General features: G+C 44.8%; 17 protein-coding genes. 7 read left to right on the top strand and 10 right to left on the bottom strand.

Features of this window, described 5'->3' with window-relative positions; genetic code table 11:
• Nucleotides 1-17: 17 nt before the first annotated feature.
• Nucleotides 18-335: a hypothetical protein gene (locus ACWJJ4_RS02725; protein ID WP_003151370.1), complete on the bottom strand. Its 318-nt coding sequence runs from the start codon at nt 333-335 to the stop codon at nt 18-20.
• Nucleotides 336-516: 181 nt separating this feature from the next.
• Here ACWJJ4_RS02725 and tagU point away from each other — a divergent pair, with 181 nt between their 5' ends.
• The gene (tagU, locus tag ACWJJ4_RS02720; protein WP_071392375.1) at nt 517-1,434 is read left to right on the top strand and encodes a polyisoprenyl-teichoic acid--peptidoglycan teichoic acid transferase TagU; all 918 of its coding nucleotides are present in this window, start codon (nt 517-519) and stop codon (nt 1,432-1,434) included.
• A gap of 32 nt (nt 1,435-1,466) precedes the next feature.
• On the opposite strand, the gene wecB is transcribed toward tagU, so the two are convergent.
• Complete coding sequence (gene wecB / locus ACWJJ4_RS02715; RefSeq protein ID WP_003151368.1) at nt 1,467-2,606, bottom strand: non-hydrolyzing UDP-N-acetylglucosamine 2-epimerase; 1,140 nt, start codon at nt 2,604-2,606, stop codon at nt 1,467-1,469.
• Nucleotides 2,607-2,834: 228 nt separating this feature from the next.
• On the opposite strand from wecB, the gene galU reads away from it, so the two are divergent.
• Nucleotides 2,835-3,719 carry a UTP--glucose-1-phosphate uridylyltransferase GalU gene (gene galU, locus ACWJJ4_RS02710; RefSeq protein ID WP_025853545.1) on the top strand — a complete coding sequence of 295 codons (885 nt, stop codon included), beginning with the start codon at nt 2,835-2,837 and terminating at the stop codon, nt 3,717-3,719.
• A 38-nt stretch (nt 3,720-3,757) separates the two neighbouring features.
• Here galU and tagH read toward each other — a convergent pair whose 3' ends face one another.
• From tagH to tagD, 5 genes are all read right to left on the bottom strand, one after another.
• The gene (tagH, locus tag ACWJJ4_RS02705; RefSeq protein WP_146284017.1) at nt 3,758-5,302 is read right to left on the bottom strand and encodes a teichoic acids export ABC transporter ATP-binding subunit TagH; all 1,545 of its coding nucleotides are present in this window, start codon (nt 5,300-5,302) and stop codon (nt 3,758-3,760) included.
• Between the two features lie 20 nt (nt 5,303-5,322).
• Complete coding sequence (locus ACWJJ4_RS02700) at nt 5,323-6,150, bottom strand: ABC transporter permease (protein ID WP_003151365.1); 828 nt, start codon at nt 6,148-6,150, stop codon at nt 5,323-5,325.
• Nucleotides 6,151-6,335: 185 nt separating this feature from the next.
• Nucleotides 6,336-8,510 (bottom strand): CDP-glycerol glycerophosphotransferase family protein, encoded by a 2,175-nt coding sequence (locus ACWJJ4_RS02695; protein ID WP_326355157.1) that lies wholly within the window; start codon nt 8,508-8,510, stop codon nt 6,336-6,338.
• A 49-nt stretch (nt 8,511-8,559) separates the two neighbouring features.
• Nucleotides 8,560-10,098 (bottom strand): glycosyltransferase family 2 protein, encoded by a 1,539-nt coding sequence (locus ACWJJ4_RS02690; protein ID WP_014305939.1) that lies wholly within the window; start codon nt 10,096-10,098, stop codon nt 8,560-8,562.
• Nucleotides 10,099-10,235: 137 nt separating this feature from the next.
• Nucleotides 10,236-10,625 (bottom strand): glycerol-3-phosphate cytidylyltransferase, encoded by a 390-nt coding sequence (tagD, locus tag ACWJJ4_RS02685; protein WP_003151361.1) that lies wholly within the window; start codon nt 10,623-10,625, stop codon nt 10,236-10,238.
• Nucleotides 10,626-10,980: 355 nt separating this feature from the next.
• Here tagD and ACWJJ4_RS02680 point away from each other — a divergent pair, with 355 nt between their 5' ends.
• Together ACWJJ4_RS02680 and ACWJJ4_RS02675 are read left to right on the top strand one after the other, a co-directional pair.
• Nucleotides 10,981-11,751, top strand: a complete 771-nt coding sequence (locus ACWJJ4_RS02680) for a WecB/TagA/CpsF family glycosyltransferase (RefSeq protein ID WP_015387615.1) — start codon at nt 10,981-10,983, stop codon at nt 11,749-11,751.
• A gap of 32 nt (nt 11,752-11,783) precedes the next feature.
• Complete coding sequence (locus ACWJJ4_RS02675; RefSeq protein ID WP_454021404.1) at nt 11,784-12,950, top strand: CDP-glycerol glycerophosphotransferase family protein; 1,167 nt, start codon at nt 11,784-11,786, stop codon at nt 12,948-12,950.
• A gap of 60 nt (nt 12,951-13,010) precedes the next feature.
• Here ACWJJ4_RS02675 and ACWJJ4_RS02670 read toward each other — a convergent pair whose 3' ends face one another.
• On the bottom strand, nt 13,011-15,656 hold the full coding sequence (locus tag ACWJJ4_RS02670) for an N-acetylglucosaminidase (protein WP_454021403.1): 2,646 nt from the start codon (nt 15,654-15,656) through the stop codon (nt 13,011-13,013).
• Nucleotides 15,657-15,796: 140 nt separating this feature from the next.
• Nucleotides 15,797-16,747, bottom strand: a complete 951-nt coding sequence (gene manA / locus ACWJJ4_RS02665; protein ID WP_077723181.1) for a mannose-6-phosphate isomerase, class I — start codon at nt 16,745-16,747, stop codon at nt 15,797-15,799.
• Between the two features lie 216 nt (nt 16,748-16,963).
• On the opposite strand from manA, the gene ACWJJ4_RS02660 reads away from it, so the two are divergent.
• The 3 genes from ACWJJ4_RS02660 to ACWJJ4_RS02650 are packed head-to-tail and all read left to right on the top strand — an operon-like array spanning nt 16,964 to nt 20,654.
• A complete protein-coding gene (locus tag ACWJJ4_RS02660) occupies nt 16,964-18,415 on the top strand; it encodes a spore germination protein (protein ID WP_070082474.1) in 1,452 nt (483 codons plus the stop codon).
• A gap of 5 nt (nt 18,416-18,420) precedes the next feature.
• Entirely contained in the window at nt 18,421-19,527 is a 1,107-nt protein-coding gene (locus tag ACWJJ4_RS02655) for a GerAB/ArcD/ProY family transporter (RefSeq protein WP_063636504.1), read from the top strand.
• Nucleotides 19,524-20,654, top strand: coding sequence for a Ger(x)C family spore germination protein (locus tag ACWJJ4_RS02650; RefSeq protein ID WP_025853555.1), 1,131 nt, complete (start codon nt 19,524-19,526; stop codon nt 20,652-20,654). Before ACWJJ4_RS02655 ends, ACWJJ4_RS02650 begins: the two co-directional genes overlap by 4 nt.
• Before the next feature lie 3 nt (nt 20,655-20,657).
• Here ACWJJ4_RS02650 and ACWJJ4_RS02645 read toward each other — a convergent pair whose 3' ends face one another.
• The gene (locus ACWJJ4_RS02645; RefSeq protein ID WP_454021402.1) at nt 20,658-22,070 is read right to left on the bottom strand and encodes a glycosyltransferase; all 1,413 of its coding nucleotides are present in this window, start codon (nt 22,068-22,070) and stop codon (nt 20,658-20,660) included.
• Between the last annotated feature and the right edge of the window lie 91 nt (nt 22,071-22,161).

The following is a 22,161-nucleotide window of genomic DNA, read 5'->3' as shown; positions in this document are numbered from 1 at the left end:
TTGCTGATCATGGTGTATTATTTTGCTTTCTCGATTTCCTTGATCTCTTTTTGGCCTTTATCATTTGTGAAATAAGTAATGCTGACTTTGTCATTTTCGCTGAATTTATTCAGAACATCAGAGAAGTCATCAGAAAATTCAAAGCTGACGGGCTGATCATCCACTTTTACTTCAATTGTGTGCGTATCCGCCATACCGACATAATATGCCGTTTCTTTTTGAGCCTGGTTCTCCGAAGAACCGCTTCCCTTCTTTGATTGTTCCGCCGTTCCGCACGCTGCCAATACAACAGAAAAAAGCAGTATTAAGAACGAAGCTGCAATAGTTTTTTTCATTTTTTTCACCTCATCTTTATGTATCGTCTTATACTAACTTTTTTTTAAGGTAATTTTAAGGTCTTTTTGTAACCTTTTTTTAAAGAATTTCGTCTATTACATGGTTATAAGTAAAAATATGACTGGGTTTATAAAGATTAGTAAATTGCATCATGAAAGTTAATAGAAAAGGTGATGACAAATGAGAGCTGAACGAAAAAGAAAGAAGAAAAAGGTTCTTCTGACAATCGTAACAATCATCGGGCTGTTAGTTTTATCATCAGGAGGCTACGTCTACTACTTGTGGCACAAAGCGGCTTCAACGGTGGCAAGCATTCAGGAAGACTTAAAAAAATCGGACAAACGTGACACGGATATAGATCTCGGAAAGAAGGATCCGATTTCTGTTTTAATCATGGGAGTCGATGAGCGGAAAAATGACAAAGGGCGCGCGGACACGATGATTTATATGACCGTCAATCCTAAAACGAATACAACGGAAATGGTCAGCATCCCGCGCGATACGTATACGAAAATCTCCGGCAAAGGTACGATGGATAAAATCAACCACTCCTATGCCTTCGGCGGGACGCAGATGGCCGCGGATACCGTCGAGGATCTGCTTGATGTGCCGGTAGATTACTTTGTGAAGGTAAACATGGAGAGCTTTAAAGATACCGTGGATACACTCGGCGGAATTACGGTGAACAGCACGTTCGCCTTCAGCTACGACGGGCATTCTTTCGGAAAGGGAAACATCAGCCTGAACGGCGAAGAAGCACTTGCCTACACCCGCATGAGAAAAGAAGACCCCCGGGGGGATTTCGGCAGACAGCAGCGGCAGCGCCAAGTGATTGAAGGGATTATTTCTAAGGGGGCAAACATCTCGTCTGTCACGAAATTCGGAGATATGTTTAAGGTCATTGAAAACAATATGAAAACAAACATGTCATTCGATGATATGTGGACGGTTATGACTGACTATAAAAACGCCCGCAGCAAAGTCACTCAGCATGAACTGAAGGGAACGGGGACGAGAATCAACAATATCTATTATTACAAATTAGATGAAGCAAGCCTCGCTTCAGTCAAAAAAGAATTAAAAGAAAGCCTGAAATAATAAAAAAACTCTGCATATGATGCAGAGTTTTTTTATTCTGTAAAAGGCTGCGGACGCGTTTTTCTATAGCCGTACCGATAAAGCAGTTCTTCCGCAATCCGTTTTGAGGCCGATCCGTCACCATAAGGGTTTGACGCCTTTGACATCCGTTCATACTCGGCCTGATCGGTTAAGAGCTGTTTTGTCAGCTGATACACCGTTTCTTCATCTGTACCCGCCAGCTTCAATGTCCCGGCTTTCACTCCTTCGGGGCGCTCGGTTGTGTCCCGAAGCACCAAGACCGGCTTTCCGAGAGAAGGCGCTTCCTCCTGAACCCCGCCTGAGTCGGTCAAAATGAAATTTGCTTTCGCAGCGAAGTTATGGAAATCCACGACCTCCAGAGGTTCTATTAAATGCACCCTGTCCGAATCAGCAAAATGGGCTTCTGCGGCCTCACGAACTGCGGGATTCAAATGAACGGGATAAACGACTTGTACGTCCTCAAACTCTTCAACGATTCTTCTGACGGCCTTAAACATCTGTTCCATCGGCCTGCCTAAATTTTCACGTCTGTGCGCTGTCAAAAGAATCATCCTGCTTCCTTCCAGCTTGTCAAAAATCGGATGAGAATAGTCTTCCCGCACTGTCGTTTGAAGCGCGTCTATCGCCGTATTTCCCGTGATAAATATAGAATCCGGCTTTTTATTTTCAGCAAGCAGATTCTGTTCTGCCTGGCTTGTCGGCGCAAAATTCACATCAGCGATCACGCCCGTCATCTGCCGGTTGATTTCTTCAGGGAAAGGAGAGTATTTATTTTGCGTACGCAGACCGGCTTCCACATGGCCGACGGCGATTTGATGATAAAAGGCGGCAAGGCTTCCGGCGAACGTTGTCGTCGTATCTCCGTGGACCAAAACGATATCTGGTTTTACTTCTTGAAACAGCTTGTCCAGTTTCAGCAAAGCATGAGATGTAATTTCTGAAAGCGTTTGACGCTCTTTCATAATATTCAAATCAAAATCAGGCGTGATGCTGAATGCTTCAAGCACTTGATCCAGCATCTGTCTGTGCTGTGCGGTTACAGTCACCAGCGAATCAATTTCCTGATATTTTTCAAGCTCTAATACGAGCGGAGCCATTTTAATTGCTTCAGGTCTTGTACCGAATACGGTCATTACTTTTAGTTTTTTCAACGGTTTGTCTGCACCTCGTTTTATATGTCGGATATCCCTTCATGTTAACATATTTATGCCGTTTCTTAGATATTGTAAAGCTTAATGGCAAACAAAGCAAAAACCGTTACAAGACTCTTTGAAAGCGGATTAAAAGGTGTGAATTTTAATCAATTGTGGTAAAGTGGAAAAAGACTAGGTTATAGTTCTGAAAAAAAGATTTTGCAGAAACAAGGATGGTGTTATTCAGTGAAGAAAGTACGCAAAGCCATTATTCCGGCAGCAGGTTTAGGCACTCGTTTTTTGCCGGCCACAAAAGCAATGCCTAAAGAAATGCTTCCAATCGTTGATAAGCCGACAATTCAGTATATTATCGAAGAAGCTGTCGAATCCGGAATCGAAGATATTATTATCGTAACCGGAAAAGGAAAAAGAGCAATAGAAGACCATTTCGACAATGCCCCTGAACTGGAACGCAATTTAGAAGAAAAAGGGAAAATCGAACTGCTTCAAAAAGTGAAAAAATCGTCAAATATTGCGGATATCCACTATATTCGCCAAAAAGAGCCAAAAGGACTCGGTCATGCCGTTTGGTGCGCACGCAACTTCATCGGCGATGAACCTTTCGCCGTTCTTCTCGGCGATGATATTGTCCAGGCTGAAAAACCGGGACTTCGTCAGCTGATGGATGAATACGAAAAAACATTGTCTTCCATTATCGGTGTTCAGCAAGTTCCTGAAAGCGACACACACCGCTACGGAATTATCGATCCGTTAACAAATGAAGGCCGCCGTTACCAGGTCAAAAATTTTGTAGAGAAGCCTGAACCGGGCACAGCTCCTTCCAACTTGGCTATTTTAGGAAGATACGTTTTCACTCCTGAAATTTTCATGTACCTTGAACAGCAGGAAGTCGGTGCAGGGGGAGAAATTCAATTAACGGACGCCATCCAAAAGCTCAATGACATTCAGCGTGTCTTCGCTTATGATTTCGAAGGAAAACGTTACGATGTCGGTGAAAAACTAGGATTTATCGAGACGACGCTTGAATTTGCCTTACAGGATCAGGATATCCGCCATAAATTAATTCCGTTCATGAAGGATCTTCTTGAAAAAGAAGAAGCTGGCGAATAGAAAAAGCTGCCGAATCCGGCAGCTTTTTTATGTGATCTTTACTTTTTAGACGTTACCGTCAGTGTTTTATCAGCATTGTTCACAGAAAAAGTATATTCCTGATTTTTAAGCATGAGCAAATTCTGATTGATTTTGCTGCCGCCTTTTTCACTTAAAGCTGAGATGTCTGCAGGACGCGATAAATGAAAAACCACTTCGGAGACTGTATCATTGTCAATCACTACATCCGTTTTTGCATCGGATGCTTTTAATACGTTCCGTCCGTCAGCCGTTTGTCCCGCAGCTGGATTTTTCAATTTGCGCTGCACATCGTCCCGGCTTTTATTGAGATATGAGAGAAACTCTTCTGCTGTTTGGCTTGATAAACTGCCGCTGAAATCGCTGAGTTGAACATCCGTCTTTTTTAAAGCGTTCACTTTATGCAAATCAGTCTTTTTCATAAAGTACTCTTTATCGTCTAATCTCACTTTGGCCGCTTGGTTATTCTCGGCTTCTATCTGCACCTTCGTGCCGAAACTTACACTTGCGGAGGCTTTTCCTTTTATATCTTTTTCAGTGTAAAGGTCCGCCTTTTCAGCTTTTACCAAAGCAGGTTTATTCACAGACTCATAAAGGCCGGCATCGCTCTGTTTGACATCACCGAAAGATGTGATCGCACGCAGAGGCTTGTCTGAAAACATCGAAGCGCCTGCGCCGACAGCCAGCAATGCAAGCAGCGTAATCTGTATCGTATTGGCAATGAATTTAGGCTTCGCTTTCTTTTGCTGCGCCTGAGTGATTTTCTGTTCCTCGGCTGCCCGCGTTCTGCCTTCAATCTGCTCGTTTTGATATTTCTTTTTTTCTTTCTTTGAAAGCTTGTTGAACCAATCCACAAAAGCTTTATATTCTTTTACAACGGCTTTCGTTTCGTCGAACATACGCATTTCGCCGTAATGCATCCAAGCCACCCGGTCACACATTTTCTCAATCTGTCCGATGGAATGACTGACGAAAAAGATCGTTTTGCCGCGTTCTTTAAATTCCGTAATGCGGTCCACACATTTCTGATAGAAAGTCTGGTCCCCTACTGAGAGCGCCTCATCAATAATAAGGATGTCAGGGTCCATGTGCGCCGATATGGCAAAACCGAGACGGGATTTCATACCGCTTGAATAGCTTTTAACAGGCTGATCTATAAAGTCGCCGATATCCGCGAATTCAACGATTTTTTCATAAAGCTCGTCTATCTGCCGATTGTTGAGACCCATCATCAAGCATTTTAAACGGATGTTGTCCTTGCCGCTTAATTGATTGTTTAATCCGGCAGAAATCGCGATTAAAGACGGCTGCCCGTTCATATCAATCTCACCGCTTGTCGGCGGAATGATCTTTGCAAGCAGATTGGACATCGTTGATTTTCCCGAGCCGTTGATACCTACGAATCCGATCGTTTCCCCTTCATAGACGTCAAAAGAAACATTTCGGACAGCGAAAAAACCTTTTTGATTTCTGTTTGGGAAAAACAATCCTTTAATTTTGTCAGACTGTTTTTTATATAGAAAATACTGTTTTGAAACATTTCTGAACGAAACTTTTAGTTTCATCGTATAATCTCCTTACTATATTAAAGAAAGTCAACAAACTTATCTCTGAATTTCATATGAAGAAGTGAACCGACTGTTAACAACAGCAGTGTGACGAACCAGAAATACAGCGTGTATTTCACATCATGGAAAAACCACTGCCCTTCCATAAAGCTGTCTCTGAAGCCCTCGATAATATAGAATAGAGGGTTTAACTTCAAGATGGTCAAAACTTCAGGTCTGTTTCCAAATTTCTCCGCAATGTCCCAGAAAATCGGCAGAAGAAAAAAGAGAAGCCTTGTGACGGCTTGAAGCAAAAACTGATAGTCCCTGATTAATACGCTGATGGTTGAATTAAACAGGCCGAAAGCAAACATAAAACTGATCATGCAAAACAAGTAATAAATATATTGCAGCCAGTGAAGCGTCGGAAACAGTCCGTTGCTCAGCAGCACAATAATATAAATCGCCATCATCACAAAGTAACTGAATAAATTCGATGCTATCACTACAGAAGGCAGTGAACTGATCGGAAAGTTCATTTTCGACACTAAATTTATCCGTTTAAAAACGCTGTTAGATGCATCCAGTATCGTCGGACTGATAAAGAACCAAGGAATTAAGCCGGCCAGCATCCAGACGATGAACGGTACGCTGTCTCCATTTCCAAGCACCATATCATGTCCGCCGCGAATCCCGAGACCAAATACGAACCAGTAAGCCAGCATTTGAATCATAGGGTTGAGAAACTGCCACAATATACCCAAATAGTTCACTTGATACTTTGATTTCGTTTCGTACACTGCAAGCCGCATAATCAGCGGAAATGAGTTGAATTGCTCTTTCAGAATTTTTACCAATGCATTCATTCTAATCTTCCTTAGTCGTAAGTTTTAGGTAATAGCTTTGACTTACAAAAGCACCGCTCATAATTGTAACAGATTACGATGTATTTTTCACTTCATAACAAGCCTGAGTCCCATGAGCGCAACATGCCGTCACTTAAGCAAAAAAGCATAATTAACGTGGTTAAATTATGCTTTTTTACACTTATTTACTTGTCCCCGAAAATCACTTTTACGGCTTTTTCAGACGATTCTCCGGTTTCTAAATAACAGAACTTCTCGTAAAAAGGTCCGAACGAATCCGGAAGCTTATAATCATCTGATTCCGTTTCATTGACCCATTTGATAACGTCACCTGTTTCTTTGACAAGCGGGCCGGGCGCTTCTTTTTCAAAGTCAAAGTAAAACCCTCTGAGTTTATCCCGGTACGTTTCGATATCAGGCACATAAAACAGCATCGGTCTTTTCAGATTCGCATAGTCAAAAAAGACAGAGGAATAGTCCGTTATGAGTAAATCAGAGACCATATACAGCTCACGGATATCTTCGTAGCTGGAGAAATCATACGCAAATCCTTCATACGGTCCGAGATCAAAGTTTTCCGCCACGAGATAATGCATCCGTAAAATAATGACATAACGGTCGCCGATCGCTTCTCTCAATTGGTGAAGGTCTAAATCAAGGTCAAACTTGTATTTTCCCTTCTTATAAAATTGGTCATCCCGCCATGTCGGTGCGTAGATAATCACTTTTTTATCTTGCGGAAGATTCATTTTTTCTTTCAGCGCTTTAATGACAGAAGGGCTGTTATCCGTTTGAAGGAAGTCATTCCGCGGATATCCCGATTCAATCATGGTTTTATTAAACTGAAACGCCCGGGCGAATATTTCGGTTGAATATGCGTTCGGTGAAATCAGGTAATCCCACTTTGAAGCCTCTGTCGTAAAGTTGCGCTTATATTTTTCAGTGTTTGTTCCGGGCATATGCACTTCATCCATATCTACGGCAAGGCGCTTTAAAGGCGTGCCGTGCCATGTCTGGACATATGTCGTATGCTCAGGTTTCGGAATCCACAGCGGCATACGGCTGTTGACAACCCAGTACTCGGCTCTTGCCATGGCAAACAGCCATTTGAACGTAAAGCGTTCGATATAAGGAATTCCTTTATCTTTAAATGTCTGTGAGTAAGCGGGGTTTACACTCCAGCAGAGACGGTATTCCGGCATCTCTTTGCTCATGTATTCATAAATCGCCCGCGGGTTGCAGCTGTACTGTTTTCCGGCAAAGCTTTCAAACATGACAAGTTTCTGTTTGACAGGCAGTTTTCCTGCAAATCTGAATCCTGCTTTGTAAGTGTTCTGTATTCTTTTCTCAATGAACTTTTTCAGCTTATTCTTTCTCCTGCGTACAAAGGAAGCGCCCCGTTTCAGCTTTCCTTTCACAAAATACTCCACGCGGGTGCTGAAGCTGTAATCGTTCATTCTCAGGTGGAGATTTTTCGTTTTCTTTTTCGTGAAAACGTGAAATCTGGCAGGCCCTTTTTCCGTTTTCAGAATCGTGAATTGGTTAGGGTTTACATGTTCAGATTTCAGAACCTTTAACGGTTTGCTGTTGGTGATAATCTCTTCAGCTGTCCCGGCATCTTCAAAAATGAATTGAATATGGAATTGAAAGATGAGCTGCTGATTCAATTCTTTATAAACGGCATTCAAATCAATTTTTGTATCAAAGCCTATCGTGTCAAGCATCGTTGTGTCCTGAACATATTCATCAAGGTCGTGTCTCGGCACGTCGTGAAGCGGATACTTCAGAATGAGAGGCTCCTCTTCTTTTCCTTTTTTCATTTTCAGAATCAGGTTTTTTTCTTTTATCTTTAAGGTTTCTGCCGCATTCAGCCGGAATGCAAAACCTTTCAGATGTAAGCTGCCGTCAGATTCGAGCTCCATTTCATCAATCCGCGTGACGAACTTTTTCTGCAGCAGCTTTAAGGAGAAATTCCCTTTCTTCGTCGTGTAAGGGAAAAAGTACATATGATGAGCCTCATCTTTATAAGAAGACAGTTCAATAGGTTCAAGGCTGGATTTTAACCGTTTTTTACTGATATCACTGTCATCATTGATAAAGGAGACATAGAAATCCAGACATCCTTTGCCGTCCGTATGGTCAGAAAGCAGATCCGTGCTCATGACAGCATGGTACTCTCCGCCCTCTCCGGCCAACCGTTTCAGAGGGACGGAAAGTTCCGCTTTTGTTTTACGATTTATAATCTGAAGAGAAGGCTCTTCCCCTGCAGTGACATTTTCACAGGATATCGTAATGCTGAATGTCTCTTCCTTTATGTTAAGATGTTTTAACTTGTATCTGACAGGATTTTCTATACCCATAAAATAAGTCTACTCCTCTGTTTCAATTAAACATATCCAATCACAATCATCATTTTGTTACTTTCAGTGAAAGGTTCTCCTTCACCGTCCGGTAGAATTGATATTGCAGTCCGTTCGCTTCTGCCGTCACCTTTTCACCGTCTTCTCTGTTTAACATGACACGTTCATAATCGTTATAAATGACATACATAATATAACCGCCAAGTCCGACTTTTTCAATGTCACTTAACGGGATTTCAAGGACGTACCGCCCGTCTCCCAGTGACTGAACCGGAAACTGGTGGTGTACTTTCATGTTATCTCTGTGCTGAAACTGAATATATTGGGCATTATTTCTGTCCTGTCCGAACAAGCGGAACGTAACGGTGAATTTATGATCGGCGAACACCGCGCTTTCCGTTTCTCCGTGCATGCGAAGTTCGACCAGTTTATTTTCTTCATCCGTCAGCGGGCTTTCTAAATAAGCCAGTCCGTCTTTCGTCACGATGTTTTTATCGGGCTCTTTTTTGGACCAGCGGAACAGCTTTTCGACCTCATCATACCGTTTTTGAGTCAGCAGACGGTAGGCTGTTTTATGAATCGGATGAAAAAATGTCTCGGAAATATCGTATTTCGTCTTCTTTAACACATTCAGAATTTCATTGAATTTATTGTAGTAGGCTTCTTTGTTTTCGCTTTTCAGGAAGTGCATCCGATCGAAAAGCCGCGTAATGGAATCGAATTCAATCAGGCGGTTCATCGCCATCTTCTCTTTTTCAGTATCTAATTTTTTGTTCAGAATATACTTCATTACGGCTATGTTCGTGTCGGTTTTTTCCATTATATTGGTCTGCTTTGTCAGCGACTCATTATTGTCCATTCTGTTCAGATAATAGACCGGTTCGGTTGACGTTGAAATATCTCCGCACGCCAAAAGAACATCCATAAAAAATTGCTTATCTTCAGCAAATTTCATTTCCGGATATCTGATATCGTTATCTTTTAGAAATTGTAAGTTCATCATTCTTGCCCGCGGGCCCAGATGATAGAAAATATGCCGGATTGAAAAAGGCGATACCTTCGCTCTGTTCAGCGAAGACTCATGTTTCCCGATCGTTTTTTGACCGTTCACCTGCATTTCGATCGTTTTTCCGACCGCATAATTTACATGATCTCTTTCAAGCATGTCGAATAAGATTTTAACCCCGTTCGGCGCAAACCAATCATCCGCATCCAAAAATGTAATGTACTTCGCATTTGCCAGCTCAATTCCCAAGTTTCTCGGATAAGCCGGAGTTCCCGTGTTGTCTTTCAAAAAGACGACTGTAATATTTTCATACAATTCGGCGTACTCAGTCAGGATGTTTCTGGAATCATCAGTAGAGCAATCATCTACCAGAATTAAAGAAATATGCTGAAAGCCGATGTTTTGAAGGATCACAGAATCAACTGTTTTCCTTACATATTCTTCTGCATTATAAACAGGAACGACTACCGCTACCTTCTTCTCTTCCGCCAATGCTTCTTTGTTTAAAATGGTATATTCGCGTTCTTCTATGGACGGCTTGGACTCTTTTTTATTCAACTTAAAAAAGTTACTAAGATTCATCTTTAAATTCTCCTCTTATTGTCTAGCTTTTTTTCAAAAGCGCATAACAAATATAGCGAAAATAACCTTATATTACAAGAAGTACTCCCTATCCGGAGGGAGTACTTCTTTATCATCTGTATATCCGAATGTTTCAATTACACCCCGGCAATTTCTTTTTTAATCTGTGTGGTGGAAATGCCTTCGGTTCTAGGGAGATAGATGACTTCGCATTGATCTTTAAGGAAATCGAATTTGCCTTCCCAATCGTCTCCCATTACGAACACGTCGATGTTGTGATCCGCTACGTCACGTACTTTTTGATCCCAGCTGTTTTCCGGAATGACTTCGTCGACATAACGGATCGTTTCCAGAATCAGCTTTCTGTGTTCATAGCTGTGGTAGGCCTTTTTTTGTTTTTGCAGGTTGAACTCGTCTGTTGAGATGGCAACAACTAGGTAATCTCCAAGCTGCTTTGCGCGCTCAAGCAGTTTAATATGACCCCAATGCAGTAAATCAAACGTTCCGTAAGTAATGACCTTCTTCATGAAACAAAAGCTCCTTTCTATCATCATACGTATAACAAGCAACTGCCCTGAAATGCTGCGCAGCTGTATCCTTAATCACTAAAGTGCCAATTTCGTACTCATGGAACCTCATTATATCACATAGCCCTGAAAAGGTTAAGCCAATGTAAAACGAAGTTAAATTCCACTTATTAACAAATGTTATTACAATAGGAGTTTAGCAGGGTTTTTGCGCGGTTGATTAAAGAAATTGTTATCTTATTTATATTTTTGTAAAACTATTGTTAAGTTTATCTGAAGGTATTATGTTAAAATAAAGCTTAGCCTAAGTCACGAAAAAATGAAAGAAAATCCCGTACAAAAAGGAGGACGGCAGATGCAGACTGAAATGGTGCACAACCTTTCTTATGTTAATGGAAATTTACAGGAGTTTATTTCATATTTAGACACTTATTATATCGCACAGAAGCAAGGAGCCGTCATTGCGACGGTCAACCCTGAGATCGGATACGCTGCGGCGAAAGACAAAGGTTATCATCAAGTCATTTCTTCCGCGGATTTCGTCCTGCCGGATGGTATCGGCGTCGTGTTAATGTCACGTTTGACGCAGCACCCGCTGAAATCAAGAATTGCGGGATTCGATGTGTTTCTGTCGCTGCTTGGTCTCGCAAACCGGCAGTCTAAAAAAATATTTTTATACGGAGCTAAGCAAGACGTGCTTGACGCCGTTTTGGACCGGATCGGCAAAGAGTATCCGAATATTGAGGTTGTCGGAGCCAGCAACGGTTATGAAGCGGATAAACGCTTCGTCGCCAAACAGATTTCCCGGGCGAAACCCGATCTCGTGTTTGTCGCCTTAGGATATCCCCATCAGGAACAATTTATTTATGAATACAAACATCTTTTCCCTCAGGCTGTATCGATCGGTTTGGGCGGAAGCTTTGATGTGTTCAGCGGAACGGTGAAACGCGCCCCTGAATGGATGATCAAAACGAATCTGGAATGGCTGTACAGACTGGTGACGAATCCGTGGAGATGGAAAAGGATGCTGAACATTCCGAAGTATGCTTTTACCGTTTTGAGAAATAATAAATCAAATAAAAGCCTGTATTCCGAGCAGGCAGAAGATCAAACGAAACAGCTTTAAACAAATAAAACAGCAAAAGAGATTGGTAATCTATGAACTTGCGATCTTTATTCGCCGCTTTTTATTCTATATATCTGTCTGTTCTGGGCGTTTTGTTCAAGCCTGTAAAGCCCAAGAACCATCTGACCCTGCTGGTATCTTTTGAAGAGAATGCACAGGCTCTCATCCGTTCTTACAAAGCGCACGCTGAATCGCTTTCTTATGAAGTGACGGTTTTGTATACGAGACACGCCGTCAGTCTGAAAAAAGAGCTGGAAGGACTCGGCTCTTTTTATCTGAACGAAAAACATCCGCTGCATCTTTTGAAGGCGGTTTTGATCCTTTTTAAGAGCAAAGCGGTGATAACGGATAACTATTTCCTCATGACAAGCGTCTTAAACCGCCGGCCGCAAACGACATGTATTCAAGTGTGGCATGCGAACGGCTCTTTGAAAAAGTTCGGCCTTGAGGATGTGACGAATCAAAACCGTCCGGCATCAGACATCAGCCGTTTTAAAAAAGTGTACCGCTCGTTTGACTTTGTCACCGTCGGTTCAGACGCGATGGCTGACGTTTTTAAAAAGTCGTTCGGCATACGGGACAGCCAGCTGTTAAAAACGGGTGTCCCCCTGACTGACGTGTATTATGAAGAACACAAGCCCGAACTGAAGCACAAATGGCCGAAAAAAATCATCCTGTACGCACCGACATTCAGGGATTATGATATGCAGTCCTTTCGGCTGCCATTCACCGAAGAACAGCTTACAAACGCGTTAAACGGAGAGTATATGCTGCTTGTAAAGCTTCATCCTGCCGTTTTGCATCATATTTCGGCTTCGTTTGAAAGCGAATTGATCAAGAACGTGTCTGACATGCGTCTTCATGATCTCTTGAAAGCGGCTGATATTTTAATTACGGATTACTCTTCCGTGCCTTTTGAATTCGCGCTCTTAAATAAACCGATTTTCTTTTTCACGTATGATCTGGAGGAATATGATCGAAAACGCGGTTTAATCGACAATTATACTTCCGTCATTCCCGGAAAAGCTTGTCATGACAGCGAAGCTCTTCTGGAGGAAATGACGAAAAAGCCATTTCGTGCAGAAGAAATGAAGCGGTTCTCGGACAAATGGAATATGTATTCAGATGGGAATTCGAGTGAAGCGTTATTGAAATTTGCGGAAACAAAAATGAAAAATTGTGCTGAAGCACCTGCCTGAATCTGAGGCGGGTGTTTTTTGCATGAAGAAAGGGCTGAAGTATACACTTCAGCCCTTTTTTTATACTTTCATATACACGGGAACATCATAGTAAAGCGTATAGTCATCCAGCAGTGAGTATAAGCTGTACATGCGGTTTACCTGCTTATACGCCCAGCCGATGTCTGTCGCATACTGATGAGCCGCGGCTGGAGACCATCTCATTTTATACAGCGTATCCTGCTCGTATGAGGGATTGTGAATATAAGACGCACCGATAAATTGGGCTCCGCCGATAATCGCGGCTTCCGGAGTAAACCAGCCTTGCTTATATGCGTATTGTGCGCCGTAGTAATTCGGGTTGCTGTCATAAGCCCCGATGCCGTACATGTTGTAAACCTTTTTACCATTATACATAATGCCGTTCGCAAGCTCTGACGTGCCATTGCCCGTTTCAAGCAAAGCATGCGAAATCAAATACACTTCATTGATGCTGTATTTGCCGGCGGCTGTAATAAAGGCCTGGCCTTTCCCTGTCAGTATTCCTTTATTGACCAGCACTTTTTGATTCAGTTCCGATGCGTTCAGTCCGGCTGTCTGAGAGAGCTTCAGAAATTGAAAGTAATACTTGCTGTCTTGTGCGAAGTGAGCCGGATTGACGTACTGCCCGACTTCGTCACTGCTGGCGTTTCTCCAGCCCATGCTGAGTTTGGCCCAGCCGTTTGTCTGGCCTGTGATGCTGACTTTATCGCCTTTTTTCAACTGCCCGATAATATTGCCGGAGCTGACTTCCGGGGTTGACCGGACGTTCAGGACGTCGGCTGTGACCGTTCCGGAGGCCGTATTGATGTACGTAAGCGATGCATAAGCCGCGGCATCAGTCTGCGGGCTGACTGTCATTTGTTTTTTGACCATATCTGCCAGCGAGATGTTGTAATTGGTATTCATGATTTGCGGTCCGTTTTTTATTTTCAGAATAGCCATCGTCCATCCGTACAGCTTTTTCAGCTTTTGGGAGGCGGAGTCCGCTGACTGCGCTCCCGTGAATTGATTGCGAATGCGGAGTTCATAAACCGGATGGCTTTCACTCGTATAGCCGGCCTGTAATTGTTTGGCGCTGAAAAAGCTCATGCTTTTATTTAAAACGGTTTTACTGCTGAATGTTTCGGTTTTGATGACGTATTGTGCAGAGCCGGTTTTCCCCGTCTCCTTCACAGTGCCGGCCGCTTTGTTTTGCTTGAAAAAAGCAGTCACGCGGTCAATGTCTTCCTTCTTAAGCAGCGGTGCCGTTTCAATTCTGAATTGTGTATACGCCGCTTCACCTGTTTTCTGTGCGGAGGCGGATACTTTTTTCCCTTTAAAAAAATCCAGCGATTGATTGATCTTTGCCGTATCAAGCAGTGATTCGGTTGTGACTTGGTACGTTGTGTCCGTCTGCTTGGATATCGTTTTTGAAATGGCAGTCAGTTTATATCCCGCCAGCAGATTCAATCCTTTTTTTATCTTCGACTGGTCTGCCGTCTGCTGAGAAAGCAGCTGATATTCGTTTTCTGCTGTTTTTCCCGCCGCTGTTCTTGCCGTCTTTACATGCTGCTGGCGGAAAAACGCCTCCGTTTGTTCTGCCTTTGCAGCGGTAAGCTGCCCTGCCGTGATCCGGTAAACGGACACTGATGCTGTCTTTTTGACAGGCGATGCGTCGCAATGCCATTTTTTCTTTTTAAAGAAAGCTTGCACGCTTTGCAGCTGTTTAGCCGTCAGTCCGCTCATCGCGACCGTGTAATTATTCTTCTTGCCGGCTTTTTGATAGCTTCCGCTGACACCCGTATTCTTCTTGATTTGGGTGGTAGCATTTTGTACGGCGCTTACTCCGTTAAAATATCCTGACTGCACGTTATACACGGTTGCTGTTTTGCTTTGGGCATACTTTTGAACGTTCCCTTTGACGCCTGTTTTCTGCTGCAGCTGTTTCGCTAAACCTGCCGCATCAGTTGCATTTGAAATGCCAGAGGCTGTCACGGTGATATTCGGACTGGCCTTTGCCGTGACTTTCAGCGACGACTGCAATCCTGTTTCCTTTTGAAAATCAGTTTGAATTTGAGCGGCTTTTTGATCGCCGGAGATTGTTCCCGATTGGATCTGAAACCGGGCTGTTTCCCGTTTGATCTGACGGTATGACGCTTTCACGCCCGTCTGCTTCGTCAACGCTTGCGAGAGCGCTTTTGCATCCGCATCGGCCGCCATCTCAGAAGTCACGACCTGCATATACGGCTGTTTTGTCCCCGCCGGCTTGACGGCGCCGGTCACGCCCGTTTTTTTCGTCAGTTCGGCAAGAAGATTTTTCGTCTGCCGCTCGTCTGATAGAACGCCTGATGTGACGGTCACGTACGGCTGTTTGCTTCCGCTTGCGCTGTAAGTGCCGGCCACGCCCGTCTGCTTCGTAAAGTCTTTCAGCACGGTTTTCGCATCCGTTTCATCGTGTAAGCCTGAAGCTGAGATTTGATAAGTGAGCGGCGCATTTCCGGCTTTCTTTGCGTCAGCCTGCCACCCCGTATCCTTTTTCAATTTCGCTGCCGCTTGAAGCGCCTCGTTCTCAGAAGCAAATTGCTGCTTCGTTTCCAGCTCGTAAACGGAGTAGTCGCTGTATGCGGCCTCGGCGTGCTGTGTAACGGTGCTAAAGACAAGGAAAACGGCGGACAATAACATAGGTGCAACGAATCTCTTTTTCATTCCTTCTCCTCTTTCTGATTCAATTGGTTTCTATCAAACTAGTTTATTTATCGGCCCGCTTTCTTCATTTTTACAGAGAGAAATCATCCAATTATCCAAATAAAAAAAACTTAATCCCAGAGCTGGGATTAAGTTTGGTTTTATATATGAGAAACGATGATCGTGCAATCTCCGTTTATCGTAAAGTCAGGCATCTGATCCGGCAGTATGAAATGCGCGCCTTTTTCAAGCTTGGCGGACTTGCCTTCAAAGATGATGGAGCCGCTTCCTTCTGTGACGCTGCACAGCATAAACGGAGCGTCCTGGGTCATTTCCGCCGTCCCGCTGATATCCCATTTGTATACAGAAAAATATTCTCCCTGCACAAAGGTTTTAATGGTGATGCCTTTTCTCGTTTCAGTTGATTCATCCAAAAATCCATCCACATGAGGAACGGTGGCGGCGTTGACGGCATCGCGGATATGCAGCTCACGCGCCCCGCCGTTTTGATCTGTACGCCCGTAATCATATATCCGGTAGGCGGCGTCTGAATTCTGCTGTATTTCCAGCACGAGCGCCCCGGCGCAAATGGCATGGATGGTTCCGCTCGGCACATAATAAAAATCGCCGGGTTTGATCTTCACGCGGCGCAGCAGGCCTTCCCAGTCACCGCTGTTAATCATGGTGACAAGTTCCGCTTTCGAACGGGCCGTATGACCGTATATGATTTCCGCATTTTCTTTACAGTCAATAATGTACCAGCACTCAGATTTCCCCGTTTCGCCCTGTCCATGCTCCTCGGCGTCATAATCGTCAGGATGGACTTTAACGGACAGATGATGTTTGGCGTCCAGTATTTTCGTCAGCAGCGGAAACCGGTCCCCTTCCGTTCCGCCGAATAATTCTCTATGCTGATCCCACAGTTCCATCAAGGTTTTCCCTTGATACGGACCGCTTTTGACCGTGCTCATTCCGTGCGGATGGGCTGATATCGCCCAGCATTCGCCGGTTGTTTCTGAAGGTATGTCATATCCGAATCGTTCGCGTAATAACGTGCCGCCCCATATTTTTTCTTTGCATACAGGCTGTAGAAAAATCGGCTCTTGCGTCATGTTCGTTCCCCTCCCCTTAAAAAGCGGCTCATATCCCATTCCCCCTGTGTCTTTTTTAAAACACGGAGAGCCGCGGTTAAAAACAATATGTATAAAATGGCTGACCTGCTCATTATACCATTCGGATGGGGCGGAATGCTCAGTCATTTCCTATTCCAGAATAAAATGCCTTGTTTGTCGCAAATTAAAATAACTGATGGAAAAGGGGGGAACATTATGACGATCCATGCGGAGCTCGGCAAAAACCTTGAAGCGCTGAAAAAACGGATCGGCCAAAGCGATGACATGATGTTTTATTCGTTTACGTACGGAAACGGCAAATGTGACGCCTGTCTTATATATATAGACGGACTGACCGACAATCAATTGCTTGCGGAATATATTATTTCGCCCGTGCAGGCGGCCGCCCTGCATCAAGAGGATCCGGCTGAAATACCGCCGTCATCCATCTCTTTCGGCTATCGTCACACCCGGCTTTCTTCACTTAAGGACGCGGAGGCAGACATTTTTTCCGGCAAATCGGTTTTGCTGGCGGAGGGATGGGAGGAAGCCCTTTCGTTTGAGACGGAAACATTTAAAATGCGTGATATTGAAGAACCGGCTTCAGAAGTGCTTGAACGGGGGCCGAGAATAGGTTTTGTCGAAAAGCTCCGAACGAACACGGCGCTTTTGCGCGAGCAGTCCGGTGATCCCAACCTCCAGATCAAAGAGATCACACTCGGCGAACGGACAAAAAAGCGGATCGCCGTTGCCTACATTCGGGATATTGCGCCTGATGATGTTGTAAAAGAAGTGATGAAAAGACTGGATTCGATCACCATTGATGACATTCCGGAATCAGGAACGATCGAGCAGCTTATTGAAGATAACACGTATTCCATTTTCCCGACCGTCTTGACGACCGAACGGCCCGACCGGGTTATGGGCGCTCTTTTGGAAGGAAGGGTCTCCATTCTTGTAGACGGAACGCCTTTTACCCTTTTGGTGCCGGCTACCATTGATGAATTTATCCACTCACCTGACGATTATAATCAGCGGTGGGTTCCGGTTAACTTTCTCAGGCTGCTTCGGTATACATGCATTTTAATCACGATTTATTTACCCGGCCTTTACATATCGCTCGTTACGTTTCACACGGGGCTTTTACCGACGAGAATGGCGGTGACGATTGCCGGAAGCAGATTGAATGTTCCGTTTCCCCCTTTTGTTGAAGCGTTTATTATGATTTTTACGATTGAGATGATCAGAGAAGCCGGACTCAGGCTGCCGAAGCCGATCGGACAGACGATCGGCCTGATCGGGGGCGTGGTGATCGGGCAGGCCGCCGTTCAGGCGAACATCGTCAGCGCGATGATGGTCATTATCGTATCCGTTACGGCATTGGCTTCTTTTACGGCGCCCTCCTATGCGTTCAATTTTCCGCTGAGACTCATCCGTATTTTTTCGATGATTTTGTCGGCGATATTAGGTTTATACGGACTGATCATGTGTTATCTGCTTGTCGTCGGCCATCTGATGCGCCTGAAAAGCTTCGGCCAGGACTATCTTATTCCGATCATGGCGCAGCCGGGACAGGACTTAAAAGATACGATCGTCAGACTGCCGACGCCTCTTTTGAAAAAACGGCCGACCAGAAAAGAGACGAAAGATAAAATCAAGCAAAGGTGATCACCATGAAAAAACCGGAAGACAAGCTGTCGTTTATGCAGACACTTCTCATGGTAAGCGGAACAATGATCGGAGCGGGCGTGTTAACACTGCCGCGCTCCGCCGCAGCAGCGGACAGTCCGAGCGGATGGATCATTATTCTTGTGCAGAGTCTCGTGTTTATCGGCATCGTCCTGCTCTTTATGCCATTTTTGCAGAAAAACAGCGGGGAAACCATTTATGAGCTGAATCAAAGCATTATGGGACGCGCCATCGGTTCTCTTCTGAATTTATTCATCAGCTGTTATTTTGTCGTCACCGTCTGTTTTCAAGCCCGTTTTCTCGGTGAGGTCATCAATTACTTTTTACTGAAAAATACGCCGATGGGTGTCGTTATATTCATCTTTCTGGCGGTCGGCATCTACCATGTGACCGGCGGGGTGTATCCCATTTCAAAACTCTATGCTTATCTCTTTCCGATTGCGATCGTCATTCTGATTGTGCTGCTCATATTCAGCCTGAGACTGTTTAAGCTGGATTTCGTCCGCCCGGTCTTGGATGGGGGCTACAAAAGCTTTTTTGAGCTGTTTCCGCGGACCCTTCTGTATTTTTCAGGACTTGAGGTGATTCTTTATCTGGTGCCGTTTATGAAAAATCCGAAGCAGGCGAAAAAGGCTGCCGTCTTCGGCATCGCATGCGCAGGCTTATTTTACAGCTTTACGCTGCTTGTCGTAATCGGCTGTATGTCGATCGCTGAAGCCAAAACGGTGACATATCCGACCATTTCCCTGATTCACGCCTTGGAAATCCGCGGTATTTTCATCGAAAGGTTTGATATCTTTCTTTTAATTACGTGGACATGCCAGCAGTTCACCTGTATGCTCGGTTCTTTTAAAGGAGCGCATCTCGGGTTAAACACCATTTTCAGACTGAAAAATAAAAACAATGCCTGGCTGCTGGGGGGCTTATTGGCAGTGACATTCGGCCTTTCAATGTACCCCGATGATATCAACAGTGTGTTTGCATTCGCGAATATTCTCGGATATGCGTTTTTTGCCGTCATTATGATTCCTTTTCTCATCTGGTTTGTCAGCTGGATGAAAAAAATAGCCGGGAGGAAACAGACGTCATGACACATTTCGTAAAATGGGCGGCGGCGCTTTTCATACTGATGACGCTTTCAGGGTGCTGGGACGCGAAGGAAGTCGAAAAGCTGTCTTTCGCCCGGGGACTGGCGATAGACGAGACGAGTGACCGCCGATATAAATTAACCTATCAAAACCTGCTGCCCCAAAGTGAAAACAGCCAGGCTTCCGGCCGGCCCGTGTTTGTCAATGTGACGTCGCGGGGGGATACCATTCTTGAAGCCGTCAGTGAAGTCGCTTTAAAAGATCCGCCCGTTTACAGCGATCATTTAAAAGTGCTGATATTCAGCGACAAATTGCTGGCCGACCAAAATATACTGCAGATGATGAATCATTTTATCCGCGATGATGAATTAAGGCGGAGCAGCTATCTCTTCGCGGCAAGAGGCAAAGCGTCCGATATTCTGACGGAGCCGACGCCGAATCAGCAGCAGCCCATGCCCGCGGAAAAGCTGATCGACCTTACGAACAACGGCGGCTACAACGGGAAGATTTTAAAACCGCTCCGAATCGGGAGAGCTTCGATTTACTGCCATAATAAACTCAGTTTTCTCATTCAGGCCGTCAGCAATCAAAAAGGAAAAACGGTGTATGACGGAGCGGCCATTATCAAAAACGCAAAACAAAACAGATTGGCGGGCTTTCTGTCATCATACGAAGTACAGAGCCTGAATTGGCTGACGGGGACGATACGGGGCGGCGTGCTGCCCGCTTTGGATAAAGGGGGGCACCCGATTACCTTCGAGATCAAAAAATCAACATCCTCCATCACCCCCCTGCTGAAAAACGGGAAGCTGTCATTTCATGTAGCGGTGAAAACAAAAGGCCTTTTGTCAGAGGATCAATATGCCGGAGAAGATTCATTCGATCAGCACTATTTAAACGGGCTGGAAAAGATTTTCGAAAAAAAACTGAAAAGCGATATGAAAGAAGTCATCGATAAGCTGCAGAATCAATATGAAACGGACCCTGTATTCTTTTCTGACAGAGTCCGCATTCAATATCCCGACTATTGGAAGAAAGTGAAGCACCGCTGGGATGAGACCTTCTCCGAAGCGGCCTTTGACTATGATGTTTCCATTCAGATTACCAACTTCGGAACGATGGGACGGTAGCCTTCAGCGTGTTTTTTCGACACGAAGGAGAATTTGATAAATCCTGCTTTGTTCGGGCAGCTGTGTCACCGGAAATTGCATCGATTGCGCCATTCGTGTGATTTCCTGTAAAAACAGCTGCACCCGCTCATCTACGTGAACATACGTATAGGACTGCTTTTTCACGTCAAATGTCTCTTCCGGAAAGAGCGTGTGCACCGTCTGCGGCGTAAAAAACCGCAAGTGGGTGCGGTCGAGAATACCGGCGTCTCTGTATGTCCAGTCACCGAGCAGAAGCGGGAACAGCGCTTCGGCGTGGGAAATATTCGGAATGCTGCAAACGATTGATCCGGCAGGCGACAAATAGGATGAGTACGTTTCAATGACGCGCCACGGGTCTTTTAAGTGCTCAAGGATGTCCGCGAAAATGATGCAATCAAAAAAGCCTTCCGGATAAGGCAGGTTCACTTTTTCGACATCTTCCTGCAGCACGGCTTCATAGTGTCCTTTTGCCGCTTGCGCCGCCAGCGGGTGCAGTTCTATTCCGTACAGTTCGCAAGGCTGTCTGTTTTGAAGTTCCAGCCCCGTAGCTCCCGCACCGCAGCCGACATCAAGTATCCGTTTCGCCTCCCGGGGAACGAGCTCCGCAATTTCCGGTCTCGGATGAGTAAAGTACGTAAAATCAGTGCCCCATTTTTCCGTAAAACGCTGGCGGTTCTCCGAATATAACTGATTGATATTGATATCCTGATTAGCCGTAAACGTCGCATGCCCGTGGTGATGCACAAAGGCATCGAGAGCGATGTGCAGGCTGTATCCTTTTTGCAGGGCGCGCAGACATAGGTCATCATCTTCAAAAGAACCGTATCCGAATTGCTCATCGAACGGGCCGATGTCTTCAATGACGCTTCTTTTCACCAGAAGACAGAAGCCGACAAGGCGCAGCACCCGCTTTGTATGATGCTTTTCCCGTGCGCAATATGCCTCTGCGAATGACTCCAGCTCATCAAGCGATTGATACGCGTCATGGATCATTTGCGCGCCGCTGACATAGTTGCTGACGGGCCCGACCATACCGGTTTTTTCAGATTGATACAGCACCCTCAGCATGGAGGTGAGCCAATTTTTCGTGACCATCGTATCGTTGTTCAGAAACAGCAGATTTTCTCCCCCTGCCGCTTCGATTCCCTGGTTGCACCCCTTGGCGAACCCGAGGTTTTTTTCATTAAGGATAACTTTGACGTCAGGCAGATTCGATATGTATTCTCTCGTTCCGTCTGAGGAACCGTTGTCAACTATAATCAGTTCAATCTTATCTTTGTCGGTGTATCGTTCAATGCTGGCCAGACATTTTTTCGTCAGCTCAAGTTCATTATATGTAAGGATAATAATACTCGTTTTCACCGGCATCCCCGCCTTTATCGTGACTTTATACAACGTATGACATATCCCCGTCATTTATGTGACCGGGCGCCCGCTCGGCATCCGTTTTGAGGGGCCGGTGAATAACCGCCCCCCTAAACTGAAT

The sequence above is a fragment of the Bacillus sp. JK62 genome, assembly GCF_053663455.1.
The sequence above is the reverse complement of the archived record's forward strand: the minus strand, read 5'-3'. Positions and strand labels throughout refer to the sequence as shown.